The organism is Janthinobacterium sp. GMG2, from assembly GCF_033949445.1.
Classification (GTDB): Bacteria; Pseudomonadota; Gammaproteobacteria; order Burkholderiales; family Burkholderiaceae_D; genus Janthinobacterium; species Janthinobacterium aestuarii.
The window spans coordinates 546,139-561,906 of the sequence record NZ_JAXAWA010000001.1 but is presented as its reverse complement, the minus strand read 5'-3'; the positions used below and the strand labels follow the sequence as shown (position 1 = coordinate 561,906).

Genomic DNA, 15,768 nt, shown 5'->3' with positions numbered 1-15,768 from the left:
GCCATTGTTGGCCGCGCGCCCATCACGGCAGCAAAGGCTTGATGGCCGCGATGGTCCGTGGCGTGGCCCCCCGGTGCTGGTTGGCAAACGCCAGCGCTTTTTCTCCCATCAACGATAAACGCGACGGATCCTGCAGCAAGGCCGACGCCTGCGCCATCAGTGCATCGGCGTCCGCCACCAGCGCGGCGCCGCCGGCGGCAATCGCCTGCTCGGTGACCAGCGCGAAATTAAAGGTGTGGGGACCGATCAGCACGGGCTTGCCCAGCGCCGCCGGCTCGATCAGGTTTTGCCCGCCCAGCGGCAGCAGGCTGCCACCGACGAAGGCGCAATCGCAGGCCGCGTAATACGCAAACATCTCGCCCATCGAGTCGCCCAGCAGCACCTGCGTGCCCGCCGCAACGTCGTCGCCTTGCTGCAAAGCCGATCTGCGCTGCATGGCCAGGCCCTGCGCCGCGATCAATTTTTCCACCTCGTCGAAGCGCTGCGGATGGCGCGGCACGATCAGCAGCAAGGCATTCGCGGGCAGGCCCGAGCGGATATACGCATCGAGGATCAGCTGCTCTTCCCCTTCGCGCGTGCTGGCGCACAGCAGCACCGGGCGCTGGCCGATGGCGCTGCGCAGCGCCGCCCCCGTCGCCAGGGCAGCCTCGGGCACGACGACGTCGAACTTGATGCTGCCCGTGACGACCACGTCCCGCACGCCCAGCTGGCGCACGCGATCGGCGTCGTCCTGCGTCTGCGCCGCCACCAGGGTGATGCCGCGCGCCGCGTCGGCAATGAGTTTGCCCAGTCGCTGCGCCTTGCCCAGCGAGCGCTGCGACAGGCGTGCATTGGCCAGCACCACGGGCACTTTGTAGCGATTGCATTGGTGGATCAGATTCGGCCACACTTCCGTCTCCATCAGGATGCAGATGCGCGGCGCGAAATGGCGGATGAAACGGGCCGGCATGGCGCCCGTGTCGTAGGGCAGATAGCTTTGCACGAGGCGCGCGCCGTGTTTGGCGAACAGGGATTTACCCGTGGCGCGCCCCGTCGGCGTCATGTGCGTGAGGACGATGCGGCACGCGGGCCAGGCGGCCAGCAGCGCATCGATCAGGGGCTCTGCCGCGCGCGTCTCGCCGACGGAGACGGCGTGCAGCCAGATGGTGTTTGTAGCCGACGCCGGCTGGCGCCCGTAAAAGCCCAGGCGCTCGCCCCAGTGCTGGCGGTAGCCGGGTTCCTGGCGTCCGCGCAGCCACAGCCGCGCCAGCACCAGGGGCAAGGCCAGCCACCAGGCGAGGGTATAAAGAAGTCGCATGTTTATTGAATGTTAAAGTCAGGCGGGAGGATAGTCTGCCAGCAGGCGTCGTGCCGCGGCCAGCACTTCCGGCACGCCGGGCGGCGCGCCCTTGTCGCCCAGGTTGATGATTTTCGGCGACCAGTTGCCTTCCGTTTTCCACAGCGGCGAATCGGCATAGATTTCCACCGTCGGGCGCACGAAGGCGGCCGCAATGTGCGTCAAGCCCGTGTCGACGCCGACCACCAGCGCCGCATGGCGCGCCAGCAGGGTGGCGTCGCCCATCGACAGTTTCGGCAGCAGGCGCGCGTTCGGCAGGCCGGCCGCCAGCACTTCCGCTTCCGCCTTTTCCTTGGGCGAACCCCAGGGCAGCAAAATCGGCATCGGTGCCAGTGCCTGGCCCAGGGCGATCCAGTTTTCCGGTGCCCATTTCTTGGCGTCGCGCGCCGTGCCGTGGAAATACACGCAGTAGGGCGCTTCGCCCATCCAGTCCGGGCGCGGCTCGCTACGCGACACTTCCGGCAAGCCGAAATCGGCCGGCGTGTCGACCGTGTAGCCGAGCGCCGCGGCGGCCACCAGGCGGCCCCGCGCTACCGCATGTGTGCGCGGGTCGAGCGGAATGCTTTTCGTGTGAAAAATGCGCGAGATGCCTTCGTAGCCCGAGCCTTCGCTGCCATTGGCCAGACCGACCTTCTGTCCGCCCGGCGCCAGGCGCGCGGCGCCCATGATGATGCCCGTCTTGAGCAAGCCCTGGGTATCGAACACATAATCGTAGTGCGTCTGGCGCAGGCTGCGGAAGAAGGCGGCGATTTCCGCGCGCGTCTCTTTCTTGCCCAGGCTCTTGCGCCAGCGCCGCAGCGCGAACGGGAAGATGGTGTTTACACGCGGGTTCAGGCGCACCAGGCTGGTGTAGCCCTCTTCGACCACCCAATCGATGGTCGCGTTCGGGAAATGGCGGGCGATATCCGCCACCATCGGCAGGTTATGCAGCACATCGCCCAGCGAAGACACCCGCACCAGCAGGATTTTCAAGGGCGTCTGTGCGCCAGGTTGACCGGCCATGCTGTCAGAACGGCAGGATGGCATCAGGCTTGGCGGCCAGGATCACGCTCTTGAACTGGCCCTGGATGCGCGCCAGCGCTGCCGGCGTTTCCGCCTCGAAGCGCATGACAATCACCGGCGTGGTGTTCGACGAACGGGCCAGGCCGAAGCCGTCCGCGTATTCCACGCGCAGGCCGTCGATGGTGATGATCTGTTCATTGCCGGGGAAGACGGCGTCGCGGCGCAGCATGTCCATCAGCGCGACGTTCTCGCCTTCCTTCAGTTCCAAGTGCAGTTCCGGCGTGCTGTCGGACTGCGGCAGGGAGTTCAGCAGGCTTGAGGGATCCGCTTCGCGCGTGAGGATTTCCAGCAGGCGCGCGGCCGAATACAGGCCGTCGTCGAAACCGTACCAGCGGTCCTTGAAGAAGATATGGCCGCTCATTTCGCCGCCCAGCGGTGCACCCGTTTCGCGCAGCTTGGCTTTCACCAGCGAGTGGCCCGTCTTGTACATCAGCGGCACGCCGCCATGCTTGCTGATCCACGGCGCCAGGTGGCGCGTGCATTTGACGTCATACAAAATCTGCGCGCCAGGGTGGCGGGTCAGCACGTCGGCGGCGAACAGCATCATCTGGCGGTCAGGGTAGATGATCTGGCCATCCTTGGTGACCACGCCCAGGCGGTCGCCGTCGCCGTCGAAGGCGATGCCGATTTCCGCATCCGTCTCGGCCAGGCAGCGGATCAGGTCTTGCAGGTTTTCCGGATGCGCCGGATCGGGATGGTGGTTCGGGAAATTGCCATCGACTTCGCAGAACAGTTCGATAACTTCGCAGCCCATGCCGCGGAACAGGTCGCCCGCGAATGCGCCGGCCACGCCATTGCCGCAGTCGACGGCGATCTTGATCGGGCGCGCCAGCTTGACGTCGCCCAGGATGCGCTCGATGTAGGCGGCGCGGATATCGTGCGTGGCATAGGTGCCCGGATTGGCAACGTCCCTGGCGCTGGCGCTGCCGTCGTGCGCGACGATGCTGTGGTACAGCGCCTGGATCGCTTCGCCGTGGATCGCTTCGCCGGCCAGCACCATCTTGAAGCCGTTGTAGTCGGGTGGATTGTGGCTGCCCGTGACCATGATGCCGGAGCGCGTATCGAGCACATTCGTGCCGAAGTAGACCATCGGCGTGGCCACCACGCCCAGGTCGATCACGTCGACGCCTGCCGCTTGCAAGCCCTGCGCCAGCGCCGCCGTCAATTCCGGTCCCGACAAACGGCCATCGCGGCCGATCACAACCCGCTGCTCGCCCTTGGCCAGGGCGGCCTGGCCAAATGCCTGGCCGATCTTGTGCGCCACGCTGGCATCGAGGGTTTTAGCGATGATGCCGCGAATATCGTAGGCCTTGAAGATCGTTCTGGACAATGGAAGCATGGTGTGGGCGGTATAAGTAAGGAGCGAACAAGGAATAAATAGGGTGCCTGGCAAGGTGCAGCGTGCGGCTGGCAGCTTGCTACTGCGCCAAGAGTATACCGAATTATACGCGCAGCAGATCGATCGACTTGCCCGATTCCACCCACTGCCTGACCCACAGCGGCTGGCGGCCGCGGCCTGTCCATTGTTCAGCGGTATTGTCAGGATGGCGGTAACGTACCGCGACTTTGCCCGTGCGCGGGTGCAAACCATCGAGTATCAGCTGTTTCAGCGGAATGCCCGCCTGCTGCGCGATGGCCATGATCTGTTCGCGCGCCTTGTTCAAGTCTTCGCGCTCGCGGCTGTTCAATTCCTGTTTGACATTATCTTCCAGTTTGCGCAATTCCAGCATCGTCATCGTAGACAGATCCATTCGTACATCCTTTATATTAATTTAAATAATAAAATCACGTGGAATATACTACATTGCATAAACATTTGCGCACCATTGCATAATCCGTCGTCAATTGAATCACGGCTCCCGGCTTATTTAGCGGCCCAACATTAAGATTAAATGAAGAATATAACGGAAGCGCGCATGGAGGTGAATAAACATGAATGAAATGGCATTCCGGCATGCCGGCAAGGCTGGCGTGGCGCGGCGATTCATTCCGGCAGCCGTGCCGGCGGATTATGAGCAGTATATGACCGCAGGGAATGCGGCCAATTCAAATCCCCATCCAACATAATCGGCACCGGCTTTTTTCTTCCCGCCCGCCATGCGCGCAATCAGGCATCTGCCGGCAATGTCCCAACATCAAAGGGCAGGCATGCTTATAATGCAGGCGCGTAGTCCACTTCACCCCGGCACATATGAAAACTTACTTTATCGGCGATCTGCAAGGCTGCCATGACCAAACCGTCGCACTGATCGAACGGATCCAGGCGGCGGCGGATGGCCCATACCGCCTGCTGTTCGCCGGCGACTTGATCAATCGTGGCCCGGCCTCGCTGGCCACCTTGCGCCACATTCATGCGCTGGCACGGCAGGGCCTGGCCGACAGCGTCCTGGGCAACCATGACTTGCACTTGCTGGCCGTGGCCAACGGCATCCGGCCCGAGCATGCGTCCGACACCCTCGCCGAAATCCTCGCTGCCCCCGACCGTGAGGAGCTGATCGACTGGCTGCGCCAGCGGCCACTGGCACTGGAACACGACGGCCATGTGCTCGTGCATGCGGGTTTGCTGCCGCAATGGAGCGCGGCCCAGGCCCTGTCCCTGAGCGGGGAGGTGTCCAGCATGCTGCGCAGCGATGATTGGGTGGCCTTCCTGCGCACCATGTACGGCAACGAGCCGGCCGCCTGGCGCGACGACCTGCAGGGCGCCGACCGGCTGCGCTGCATCGTCAACGCCATGACGCGGCTGCGCTTTTGCACGCCGGACGGCGTGATGGACTTCAAGATGAAGGAAAGCGGCAGCCCGCCGCCCGGCTCCGGTCAGCTGCCCTGGTTCGACGTGCCGGGACGGCGCAGCGCCGGCGACACCATCGTCTTCGGCCACTGGTCGGCGCTGGGACTGCAATTGCGGCCGCACTTGATCGGCCTCGATAGCGGCTGCGTGTGGGGCGGAAAACTGTCGGCCGTGTGCCTGCAAGACCGCTCGCTGCTGCAGGTCGACTGCCCCACGTTCCAGCAGCACAGCGGCAAGCGCTGAGTGGCAACCTTGGCGCGCATATGCTTAGTCGAAATCGGTCGTTGGCCATGCCGCGCCTGGCCCGTATGATGGAGCTTTTGCCTTTGCCATCCCATGCGTCCTGATACCGACAGACTGGCGCGCTGGCTGCTCGGCAGCCTGGAACTCGATACCGCCGTCCTGCATGTGGGCCAGTACTGCGGCCGCTGGCGCGCCTCCACGGCGGGCCGGGAACTGGGCAGCTTTCACCTGGTGCTCGATGGCCACTGCTATCTGCACCTCGATGGCGCGGCGCCGATCGCGCTCGGCCCGCGCGACGGCGTCTTCCTGCTGCGCGACTTGCCGCACTTTCTCAGCCCCCACAGCGACCCGCTGCAGGCGGTCCGCGCGCAAGCGATGCTGCCGCTGCAAACGCCCACGGAGCAGCCGGCGACGGCGCTGGCCTGCGGCTTCTTTCAATTTCGCGGCGCCCTCTCCGCGCTGATCGTCGACTCGTTTCCGCCGTATCTGCTGATACGCGGCGACGCGCCCGCCTTCAGCGCGGCCGCCGCGTTGTTCGACCTGATCCTGGCGGAGGCCGGCGGCGATCCGGAGCAGCCGTCGCCGCTGATCGCGCGCCTGGTCGAACTGCTGTTCTTTTACCTGATCCGCCATGTGGCGCAGGGCGAGCAGGTAGCGGCCGGCCTGCTGTCGCTGCTGCACCAGCCCGCATTCTCGCCGCTGCTCGAACGCATGCTCGACGCGCCCGCCGACGACTGGTCGATCGAGAACATGGCCAAGGCGGCGTGCATGTCGCGCGCCAGCTTCTGCAAGCATTTCGCCAGCGCCAGCGGCCACTCGCCCGCCCAGTTCCTGCTCCTGCTGCGCATGAAGATCGCCGCGCGCCGGCTGCACGACGGCGTTTCCGTCGAACGCGCGGCCGAACTGGTGGGCTACCGCTCGCACGCCGCCTTTACGCGCGCCTTCAAACGGGTCACGGGTGAGCAGCCGGGCGCCTACCGGCGCGACCAGAGATTGCGGCAGCTGGCAAACTGAGATCAAGGGTTGCGAAATCAAAGACGAACGAGCACAAAAGGACGACGCTGACGTCTGTTGCGTGCACGGCATGGCCGATATAATGGCCGGGTGACTTACTAACTTAGCAAGGTACCCCATGTCCCGTCTGACGCTGCACACTCTCGATACCGCCCTGGCCGATAGCCGCCCCTTCGTGGAAAAGGCCATCGCCAACAATGGCTTCCTGCCCAACCTGATCGGCGTTCTGGCCAATGCCCCGCTGGCACTGGAAACCTATCTGACCGTCTCCGGCATCAATGCGCGCGCCAGCCTGACGTTAATGGAACGCGAAGTGGTGCAGATCACGGCCGCGCGCATCCACGGCTGCGATTTCTGCATCGCAGGCCATAGCGCCATCTCGCTGAAAAAAGCGGGCCAGACACCGGACACGGTACGCGCCCTGCAGCGCGGCCAGCCGACGAACGACGCCAAGCTGGACGCCGTCGCCGCCTTCGCCACGGCAGTCATCGCCACGCGCGGCGCCGTCAGCGACGTGGAATATCAAGCCTTCCTGGCCGCCGGCTACAACGAGCAGCAGGCGCTGGAAGTCGTGCTGGGCATCAGCCTGGCCACCCTGTGCAATTTCTCCAACAGCCTGGCCGGCACGCCCGTCAATCCGCAATTGACGCCCTACCTGCCTGGCGCCGTCTGACATGGCGAACCTCACTCACTGGCTGCACATGCATGCCGACCAGCTCGACCAATCACCGGAGCTGGCTGAAACCGTATTACCGGCCCTCGCTGGCGACAAGCTGCTGGCCATCGGCGTGCCACAGGAACACGGCGGCGCGGGCGGCGGCGTGCGCGACGCCATCGACGCCATCGCCAAAGTGGCCGAGCAATCGGTGACGGCCGCCTTTGTCCTCTGGGGCCAGCGCTGCTTTATCGAATTCCTGCTGCAAAGCGAGAACCGCGTGCTGGCCGAGCGCCGCCTGCCCGCCCTGCTGGCCGGCATGCAGGCAGGCGCCAGCGGTTTGTCGAACGCCATGAAATTCTTGTCCGGCATCGAGCAGCTGCAAATCACGGGCGCGCGCCACGGCGACGGCTTGCTCGTCGACGGCGGCCTGGCCTGGGTGACGAACTTGCGCAAGGCGGGCTTTGTCGCGGCGGCAGCCGTGGCGCCGGACGATGGCGCACCGCCCGTCATCATCGCCTTCGACAGCGGCACGGCGGGTGTCAAGCGCAGCGACGACCTGGACCTGATCGCCCTGCGCGGCAGCAATACGGCCTCCGTCAAGCTGGCGCAGGTGCACATCCCCGCCGCAGACATCATCAGCGACAATGCGCCAGCCTGGCTGCCGCAGGTGCGCCCGGCTTTTCTGGGCATGCAGTGCGGCCTGTCGATCGGCCTGGCGCGCGCCAGCCTGGCCAAAGCGGCGCAGATTTCCGCCGGCTCGCGCAACCAGCTCACGCCACGCATCGAAGCGCTGCAAGCGACTCTGGAGGCAGCTGTCGCCACCTTGCTAGCCGGCGTGCACGATGGCCGCTTCAAGACGCAGGCGCCGGCCATGTTCCGCCTGCGCATACAGCTGGCCGACGTGCTGCAGCAGGCGCTGATGCTGGAACTGCAAGCGATGGGCGGGCGCGCTTACCTGAACGCCGAGCAGCAGGGCTTTGCCCGCCGCTGGCGCGAATCGTCGTTCATCCCCATCGTCACCCCCAGCCTGACGCAGTTGCAGGCAGCCTTGCAGCTGTTCGACAGCCAGCAGGCGGCCAAGGCGGCGGGAGCGCAGGCATGAGCGTTGCCGATTGGGCCTTGCAGGCGCAGGATCTGAGCTTCTCGTATGCTGGCGCCGCGCCCGTGTTCCAGCACGTCTCGCTGGGCGTGCGCAAGCGCGAAATCGTCTGCCTGCTGGGCGGCAGCGGCTGCGGCAAATCGAGCCTGCTGCGCGTGCTGGCCGGCTTGCAGCCGCCATCCACGGGCGAGATCCAGTTTCTCGACGCTCCCATGCGCGAACCGGACCCGCGCAGCGCCCTTGTCTTCCAGCAGGCCAGCCTCTTGCCCTGGCTGAACGTCACGGGCAACGCCGGCTTCGGCCTGGACTTCAAGCACCAGCCCAAGCTCACGCGCGAGGCGCACCAGGCGCGCGTGGCGCAAGCCATCGAAGCGGTGGGCTTGAAGGGCCGCGAAAAACTGTATCCGTCCGCGCTGTCGGGTGGTATGGCGCAGCGCGTGGCCCTGGCCCGTGCGCTGGCGCGCGAACCGGAACTGCTGTTCGCCGACGAACCGTTTTCCGCGCTCGACGCCATCACGCGCGCCGAGATGCAATCGTTGCTGGTCGACGTCGTACACCGCTGGCACACGGCCGTGCTGCTCGTCACGCACGATATCGACGAAGCGATCCTCGTGGCCGACCGCATCTTGCTGATGGGCGGCAAGCCGGGCAACATCGTGCGCGAATGGCCCGTCGCCATCAGCCAGCCACGCATCGGCCACAGCGCCGACGTCATCGCCCTCAAGATGGACATCCTCGACGCCCTGCAGGCGCTGCAAAAGCAGGATCAAGCGCCCGCCTTTGCTCCCAATTAATCGACCGGAACATTCCCATGACATTCGAAGACCACAACAAACCCCTGCACATCTGCGCCTCGTCCGATTGCGACTGCGGCCTGACGCGGCGCGACTTCCTGCGCATGTCGGCCCTGGCCACGGCCAGCGTCGCCTCGCCGCTGCTGTTCGCCGGCGACGCCATGGCCCAGCAGGGCCCGAAAGGCGACGACCAGCCCGTGAAAATCGGCTACCTGCCCATCACCGACGCCACCCCGCTGCTCGTCGCCCACGCCCGCAAGCTGTTCGAAGCGGAAGGCTTGCAAGCGGAAACGCCGCGGCTGTTCCGCAGCTGGGCGCAGATCATCGAAGCCTTCGTCGCCGGCCAGGTCAACGTGATTCACCTGCTGTCGCCGGCCACCCTGTGGGTGCGCTACGGTGCCAAGTTCCCCGCCAAGGTCGTCGCCTGGAACCACGTCAACGGGTCCGCGCTGACGGTGGCCAACGAGATCAACAAGGTCTCCGACCTGGGCGGACGCACGGTCGCCATCCCGTTCTGGTACTCGATCCACAACATCCTGCTGCAGCAAATCCTGTCCTCGAATGGATTGACGCCGGTCACGCGCGCGCGCAACGCGGCCATCAAGCCGAATGAAGTCAACCTGATCGTGCTGGCGCCGGCCGAAATGGTCTCGGCCCTGGCCAGCAAGTCGATCGCCGGCTACATCGTGGCAGAGCCGTTCAATGCGGCGGCGGAAAACGCCGGCATCGGCAAGATCCTGCGCTTCTCTGGCGACGTGTGGAAGAACCACGCGTGCTGCGTCACCTTCCTGTCCGAGCGCGACATCAACACGCGTCCGGAATGGGCGCAAAAGGTCACCAATGCCATCGTCAAGGCGCAGCTGTGGACGCGCACGAACCAGGTCGACACGGCCAAGCTGCTGTCGAACGTGGGCGAGCACCGCTACACGCCGCATCCGCTGCAGGTGCTGACCAAGGTGCTGGCCACCACTGATTACGCCGGCTACGAAAAGCAGGGCCTGATCGTGCACAAGAACTGGCAGCAGCGCCGCATCGACTTCCAGCCGTATCCGTTCGCCTCGTACACGGAAGAACTGGTGCGCGCCATCGGCCGCACCAAGGTCGAAGGCGATACGCGCTTCCTGGCCAACCTCGATCCGAAGTTCGCCGCGCGCGACCTGGTCGATGACCGCTTCGTGCGCAAGGCCATCACGGCGGTCGGCGGCCCTGCCGCCTTCGGCTTGCCGGCCAACCTGCTGCGCAGCGAAACCGTGGCGGTCTGACAATGGCGAGCAAGCTGTTCACGAAGTTCGGCCTGCCCCTCGTGGGGCTGGCCTGTGCCTTGCTGCTGTGGTCGATGGGCGTGACGGCGCTGGAGAAATCCACGCCCATCGCCACCGCTTTTGCGCCCTTGCCCACGGCGCTGGCGTTCCAGGAGATGGTGGGCGGAGCGGATATCTGGCTGCACGTGGTCCTGAGCCTGCAACGGGTGGCCGTGGGCCTGGGACTGGCCATCGTCATCGGCGTGCCGCTCGGTGTGCTGGTGGCCATGTCGAAGAGCTTTTCCGGCGCGGCCATGCCGCTGTTCCAGCTGCTGCGCATGATTTCGCCGCTGTCGTGGATGCCAATCGCCGTGATGGTGCTCGGCGTCGGTGACGCGCCCGTATACTTCCTGCTGGCGTTTGCGGCCGTCTGGCCGATTTTGCTCAATACGGCGGCCGGCGTGGCGCGGCTCGATCCGAACTGGCTGCTGCTGGCGCGCAGCCTGTCGGCCACGCGCAGCGAAATCGTCTTCAAGGTGATTTTGCCGGGCATCACGGCCGACATTTTGACGGGCGTGCGCCTGGCCATCGGCATCATCTGGATCGTGCTGGTGCCGGCGGAAATGCTGGGCGTATCGGCGGGCCTCGGCTACTTCATCCTCGATACGCGCGACCGCCTCGCGTATTCGGAGCTGATGGCCGCCATCGTGCTGATCGGGATTTTAGGCTTTATCCTCGACTACCTGGCCCGCGCCGCGCACGCGCGCTGGCTGCATGTGAAGAATTAAGCGGCCTTCTCCAGCGGCAGCGTAGCGGCCACGGCCGCCTGCGTTGCCGCCGCCAGTTCGCGGCGGTGCGCGTCCAGCGTCGCCACTGGCGCCAGGCAGGTCAGGCGCGCCGTGATGGGCGGGCCGCTCAAGATCGCCACCATGCTTTGCGCAAAGCTCATGTCGCCGATGAAATCGACGGCGTGATGCAAGGCCCCCTTCTCATCCACATACACGAGCGCAAACGGCTGCACCGGCACTTGCGCGTCGATGGCCGCCTCGAACAGGTTGGCGTGGAACGGCAGGATCTGACCTTGCGCGGCGGTCGTCCCTTCGGGGAAGAACGCAATGCGCTCGCCCGCCGTCAATTTATCCACCAGACCCTGGAAGATCAAGCGCAGATCGCGCTTGCTGCCGCGCGAAATGAAGATGGTGCCCGCACGTCCCGCCAGCCAGCCCAGGATCGGCCAGGCGCGGATTTCCGCCTTGGCGACGAAACGGCACGGGTGGACGGCATTGATGACGAAGATGTCGAGCCACGAAACGTGGTTCGCCACCACCATCGCATGGTCGAGGGCCGGCACGCTGTCGGCCGGCTGCGCCACGTGCACGCCGCAAATGTCGAGCAGCTGCGTCGACCAGCGGCGGATGCGCCGGTTGCGTCCCTCCAGGTCCAGCCAGGGAAAGAGCACGGCGCTCTTGGCCATGCCGCAGCTCAGGTGAATGGCGATGCGCGCGAGGCGGTAGGTAAGCAGAAGTTTCAAATGACACCAGATAAAGAAGCAAACCCACAGCAAATTCTGGGGTCAGACCCGGCGGGGGAATCCGCCCCAATGGGGCGAATTCCGCTCCTGAAAGGACTGACCCCGGCAGTATGCTGGAGTTTCACTCCAGTACAAAAAATTAACGCTGAAACGCCACCTGTCCGGCAACGATGGTCGCCTTGACGATGCCGCTCAGCTCATAGCCGAGGAAAGGCGTGTGCTTGCCCTGGCTGGCCAGCGACGCCGACGACACGGTCCAGCGCGCGGCGGGATCGAAGACGCAGATGTCGGCCGCTTCGCCCACGGCCAGGCTGCCGGCCGGGATGCCGGCGACACGGGCCGCGTCGGCCGTGACCTTGGCCACGGCGCGCGCCAGCGGACGTGCGCCCGCTTGCGGCTGATTCAAGGCGTAGTCGTCGGCCCATTTCAGGGCCAGCGACAGCAGCAGTTCCAGGCCCGTGGCACCGGGCGACGCTTCGCCGAACGGCAGCAGTTTTTCATCGTCGTCGACGGGCGTATGGTCCGAGCACATGGCGTCGACCGTGCCGTCAAGCAGGCCGGCGCGGATCGCATCGCGGTCGCGCTGGCTGCGGAACGGCGGCGTGACCCTGGCGTTCGGGTCGAAGAAGCCGATGTCGGCATCCGTCAGGTGCACATGGTGCACGCCCACGTCGCAGGTGACGGGCAAGCCTTCGGCTTTCGCAGCGCGGATCAGTTCCAGGCCCGCCGCCGACGAGATGCGGCACAGGTGCACGCGCGCGCGGCTGGCGCGCATCAATTCAAAAATCGTGTGCAGGGCGATGGTTTCGGACATCACGGGCACGCCGGACAAGCCCAGACGCGAGGCCAGCGGGCCGCTGTGGGCGATGCCGCCACGGCCGATGTGCGGGTCTTGCGGGCGCAGCCAGACCGTGTAGCCGAAGGTGTTCGCGTACTGCATGGCGCGCAGCAGCACGGTCGTGTCTTCGATCGGCTCCTCCGCCTGCGCGAAGCCGATGCAGCCCGCTTCCGTCAGTTCCGCCATTTCCGTCAGCGACTTGCCCTTCAAGCCCATGGTCAGTGCGCCCAGCGGATGCACGTGGGCCTTGTTCTGCGTCTTGGCGCGGTATTTCAGCATCTCCACCAGGCCCGGCTCGTCCAGCACGGGATCGGTGTCGGGCGGGCAGACCAGGCTCGTGACGCCGCCTTGCAGCGCCGCCTGCAGTTCCGATTCCAGGGTCGCCTTGTATTCGTAGCCCGGCTCGCGCAGGCGCGCGGACAGGTCGACCAGGCCGGGGGAAACCACCAGGCCGGCCGCGTCGAACGTCGTGTCGGCCTTGAAGCCGGCCGGGGCGCTGCCCACGGCCAGCACCTTGCCATCGGCGATAAACAGGTCTTGCAAGCCATCGATGCCGTTGGCAGGGTCGATCAGGTGGCCGTTCTTGATATGTAGTGTCGTCATGCTCGCTTACTCGTCCTTGGGCTATCAGCCCTGATTACCAGCCAAAATACTCATCACCGCCATGCGCACGGCGATACCGAACGTCACCTGCGGCAAGATCACCGCCTGCGGACCGTCGGCCACGGCCGAATCGATTTCCACGCCGCGGTTCATCGGGCCCGGATGCATGACGATGGCGTCCGGTTTCGCCAGCGCCAGGCGCTCGGGCGTCAAGCCGTAGCTCTTGAAATATTCCTGCGCCGACGGCAGCAGCGCGCCGCTCATGCGTTCATTTTGCAGGCGCAGCATGATGATCACATCGACGCCTTTCAAGCCTTCATCCATGTTGGTGAAGGTGCGTACGCCCATCTGTTCCAGGCCGCCCGGCAGCAAGGTGTGCGGGCCGATGGCGCGCACTTCCGGCACGCCCAGAGTGGTCAGCGCGTGGATGTCGGAACGGGCCACGCGGCTGTGCAAAATGTCGCCCACGATGGCCACCGTCAGGTTGGTGAAATCCTTCTTGTAGTGGCGGATCGTGTACATGTCGAGCAAGCCCTGGGTCGGGTGCGCATGGCGTCCGTCGCCCGCGTTGACGACGTGGACGTGCGGCTGCTTGGTGTCGATCAGGTGCTTGGCGATCAGGTAGGGCGCGCCCGACTGCGCGTGGCGCACGACGAACATGTCGGCATGCATGGCCGACAGGTTGTCGATGGTGTCGAGCAGCGACTCGCCCTTGCTGGCCGACGAGGCCTGGATGTTCAGGTTGATGACGTCGGCCGACAGGCGCTTCGAGGCGATCTCGAAGGTGGTGCGGGTGCGCGTGGAGTTTTCAAAGAACAGGTTGAAAACGCTTTTGCCGCGCATCAGCGGCACCTTTTTCACGTCGCGGTCGGAAATGCCGACGAACGAGGAAGCCGTGTCGAGAATGTGGTTGACGATAGACTTCGGCAAGCCTTCAATCGTCAGCAGATGTTGCAGTTCGCCGTGTTTATTCAGTTGCGGATTAAGCATGGTGGGTATCTATGGTGAGCGTGAATTTTCCATCGTCGGCTTGCTTCAGGACCAGGGCCTGGCCCGGCGGCACGGCAGTGAAGGCGGCCACGAAATCGGCGGCCACCGGCAACTGGCGTTCGCCGCGGTCGACCAGGGCGGCCAGCATGATCTTGGCCGGGCGGCCATAGTCGAACAATTCATTGATGGCCGCGCGCGTCGTGCGGCCCGTGTACAGCACGTCGTCGACCAGCAGGATGGTGGCGCCGGCCACGTCAAAGCTGATCTGCGTCGGCTTGACGTCCGCATGCAGGCCCTTCTGGGCGAAGTCGTCGCGGTAGAACGAGACGTCGAGCACGCCCAGGCGGTCGAGCAGATTCAGGTCGCGCGCCAGGCGTTCGGCCAGCCAGGCGCCGCCCGAATGGATGCCGACGATGGCCACGTTGGGGATGCCCGCCAGGCCGCTTTGCACTTGCTGCAGCAAGACCCCGTACAGGGCCTCGGCGTCGAGTTGGGATGGATTCGTAGGATGCGGCATAGAGTTCTTAATCATTCAGGGAGGGAGTCTAGGGTCAGATTAATAATTCGCGTCGAAATACTGTTGCAGGATGATGGCGGCGGCGCGGTCGTCGATGACTTCGCCGCGCTTGGCGGCGATGACGGCCGAGGAATAGCGCTCGTCGACCAGCTCCACGGGCAGGTTGAAGCGGCCATGCATCTGGTTGGCGAAACGGCGGCAGCGCGCGCTCATCTCGTGTTCCGTGCCATCGGGATGGCTGGGCAAGCCCACCACGATGCGGCTCGCGCCCCACTCCTTGATCAGGCTATCGATGGCGGCAAACTTCGGCTCGTTCGCCGTGGCCGTGATCACGCTGAGCGGTTTGGCCTGGCAAATCATGGTATTGCCGATGGCCACGCCGATGCGTTTCAAGCCGAAATCGAAGGCGAGGATGGTGTCGATGGCGTCACCGCTCATGCGTGTCCGGCTTCCGATGCCAGCATGAGAGGATCGATACCGAGCAGCTTGATGGCCGCCACGTAGCGCTGCTCGATGGGGAAATCGAACAGGATGTCGGCAGAGGCGCCCACCGTCAGCCAGCCGTTGCGGCCGATCTCGTCTTCCAGCTGGCCCGGGCTCCAGCCCGAGTAGCCGATCGAGACGAGCATGCGCTCGGGACCATCGCCCTTGGCGACGGCTTCGAGCACGTCGATCGAGGTGGTAAACGCCACCTCATCGGTCACCGTCAGCGACGAGGAATAGCGCGCGCCCGGCGTATGCAGCACGAAGCCGCGGTCGTCCTGCACGGGGCCGCCGAACATGATCGGTTCATTGATGATGGGTGTGTCGCTGCCGGCCGCCAGTTTCAGATCGATGCGGTCGAACAGCACTTCCATGGTCATGTCGGTGGGCTTGTTGATGACGACGCCGAGCACGCCGTTTTCATTGTGTTCACACACGTACACGACCGTGCCGCCGAAGATCGGATCTTGCATGGCCGGCATCGCAATGAGGAAATGGTTGGCCAGATTCAAGGTGGAGGAACCGGTCGCGGCCGGTTCTCCCACACCCTGCATCAGACGATGTCCTGGTA

Annotated in this window: 18 protein-coding genes; 8 read left to right on the top strand and 10 right to left on the bottom strand. The window is 65.0% G+C overall.

The features are described 5' to 3' along the window. Positions 1–22 precede the first annotated feature (22 nt). The 4 genes from waaA to SKZ59_RS02490 all read right to left on the bottom strand — a co-directional run bounded on the left by waaA (position 23) and on the right by SKZ59_RS02490 (position 4,149). Positions 23–1,297, bottom strand: coding sequence for a lipid IV(A) 3-deoxy-D-manno-octulosonic acid transferase (waaA, locus tag SKZ59_RS02505; RefSeq protein WP_319990724.1), 1,275 nt, complete (start codon positions 1,295–1,297; stop codon positions 23–25). An 18-nt stretch (positions 1,298–1,315) separates the two neighbouring features. Continuing rightward, positions 1,316–2,338, bottom strand: a complete 1,023-nt coding sequence (waaC, locus tag SKZ59_RS02500) for a lipopolysaccharide heptosyltransferase I (RefSeq protein ID WP_319990723.1) — start codon at positions 2,336–2,338, stop codon at positions 1,316–1,318. 4 nt (positions 2,339–2,342) lie between these two features. Further along, positions 2,343–3,737: a phosphomannomutase/phosphoglucomutase gene (locus SKZ59_RS02495; protein ID WP_319990722.1), complete on the bottom strand. Its 1,395-nt coding sequence runs from the start codon at positions 3,735–3,737 to the stop codon at positions 2,343–2,345. Positions 3,738–3,840: 103 nt separating this feature from the next. Then, positions 3,841–4,149 carry an H-NS family nucleoid-associated regulatory protein gene (locus SKZ59_RS02490; protein ID WP_070301219.1) on the bottom strand — a complete coding sequence of 103 codons (309 nt, stop codon included), beginning with the start codon at positions 4,147–4,149 and terminating at the stop codon, positions 3,841–3,843. Positions 4,150–4,330: 181 nt separating this feature from the next. Here SKZ59_RS02490 and SKZ59_RS02485 point away from each other — a divergent pair, with 181 nt between their 5' ends. From SKZ59_RS02485 to SKZ59_RS02450, 8 genes are all read left to right on the top strand, one after another. Continuing rightward, the gene (locus SKZ59_RS02485) at positions 4,331–4,465 is read left to right on the top strand and encodes a hypothetical protein (RefSeq protein ID WP_319990721.1); all 135 of its coding nucleotides are present in this window, start codon (positions 4,331–4,333) and stop codon (positions 4,463–4,465) included. Between the two features lie 124 nt (positions 4,466–4,589). Then, a complete protein-coding gene (locus tag SKZ59_RS02480) occupies positions 4,590–5,429 on the top strand; it encodes a symmetrical bis(5'-nucleosyl)-tetraphosphatase (RefSeq protein ID WP_319990720.1) in 840 nt (279 codons plus the stop codon). 93 nt (positions 5,430–5,522) lie between these two features. Further along, positions 5,523–6,443 carry an AraC family transcriptional regulator gene (locus SKZ59_RS02475; protein ID WP_319990719.1) on the top strand — a complete coding sequence of 307 codons (921 nt, stop codon included), beginning with the start codon at positions 5,523–5,525 and terminating at the stop codon, positions 6,441–6,443. Between the two features lie 118 nt (positions 6,444–6,561). Beyond that, positions 6,562–7,116 (top strand): carboxymuconolactone decarboxylase family protein, encoded by a 555-nt coding sequence (locus tag SKZ59_RS02470; RefSeq protein WP_319990718.1) that lies wholly within the window; start codon positions 6,562–6,564, stop codon positions 7,114–7,116. Position 7,117: 1 nt separating this feature from the next. Further along, positions 7,118–8,203, top strand: coding sequence for an acyl-CoA dehydrogenase (locus SKZ59_RS02465; RefSeq protein ID WP_319990717.1), 1,086 nt, complete (start codon positions 7,118–7,120; stop codon positions 8,201–8,203). After that, a complete protein-coding gene (locus SKZ59_RS02460) occupies positions 8,200–8,994 on the top strand; it encodes an ABC transporter ATP-binding protein (protein WP_072455071.1) in 795 nt (264 codons plus the stop codon). The genes SKZ59_RS02465 and SKZ59_RS02460 overlap by 4 nt, the downstream gene beginning before the upstream one ends. Before the next feature lie 17 nt (positions 8,995–9,011). Beyond that, a complete protein-coding gene (locus tag SKZ59_RS02455; RefSeq protein ID WP_034746706.1) occupies positions 9,012–10,256 on the top strand; it encodes an ABC transporter substrate-binding protein in 1,245 nt (414 codons plus the stop codon). Positions 10,257–10,258: 2 nt separating this feature from the next. After that, entirely contained in the window at positions 10,259–11,023 is a 765-nt protein-coding gene (locus tag SKZ59_RS02450; protein ID WP_035822080.1) for an ABC transporter permease, read from the top strand. Here SKZ59_RS02450 and SKZ59_RS02445 read toward each other — a convergent pair. From SKZ59_RS02445 to SKZ59_RS02420, 6 genes are all read right to left on the bottom strand, one after another. Continuing rightward, positions 11,020–11,766, bottom strand: a complete 747-nt coding sequence (locus SKZ59_RS02445; protein WP_319990716.1) for a lysophospholipid acyltransferase family protein — start codon at positions 11,764–11,766, stop codon at positions 11,020–11,022. The genes SKZ59_RS02450 and SKZ59_RS02445 overlap by 4 nt on opposite strands. Before the next feature lie 139 nt (positions 11,767–11,905). Next, positions 11,906–13,207 carry a dihydroorotase gene (locus tag SKZ59_RS02440; protein ID WP_319990715.1) on the bottom strand — a complete coding sequence of 434 codons (1,302 nt, stop codon included), beginning with the start codon at positions 13,205–13,207 and terminating at the stop codon, positions 11,906–11,908. 24 nt (positions 13,208–13,231) lie between these two features. Then, on the bottom strand, positions 13,232–14,197 hold the full coding sequence (locus SKZ59_RS02435) for an aspartate carbamoyltransferase catalytic subunit (protein ID WP_034746695.1): 966 nt from the start codon (positions 14,195–14,197) through the stop codon (positions 13,232–13,234). Next, on the bottom strand, positions 14,190–14,714 hold the full coding sequence (gene pyrR, locus SKZ59_RS02430) for a bifunctional pyr operon transcriptional regulator/uracil phosphoribosyltransferase PyrR (protein ID WP_034746692.1): 525 nt from the start codon (positions 14,712–14,714) through the stop codon (positions 14,190–14,192). Before pyrR ends, SKZ59_RS02435 begins: the two co-directional genes overlap by 8 nt. 39 nt (positions 14,715–14,753) lie before the next feature. Next, the gene (gene ruvX, locus SKZ59_RS02425) at positions 14,754–15,152 is read right to left on the bottom strand and encodes a Holliday junction resolvase RuvX (protein WP_257620213.1); all 399 of its coding nucleotides are present in this window, start codon (positions 15,150–15,152) and stop codon (positions 14,754–14,756) included. Beyond that, entirely contained in the window at positions 15,149–15,751 is a 603-nt protein-coding gene (locus SKZ59_RS02420; protein ID WP_034746689.1) for a YqgE/AlgH family protein, read from the bottom strand. Before SKZ59_RS02420 ends, ruvX begins: the two co-directional genes overlap by 4 nt. Positions 15,752–15,768 lie beyond the last annotated feature (17 nt).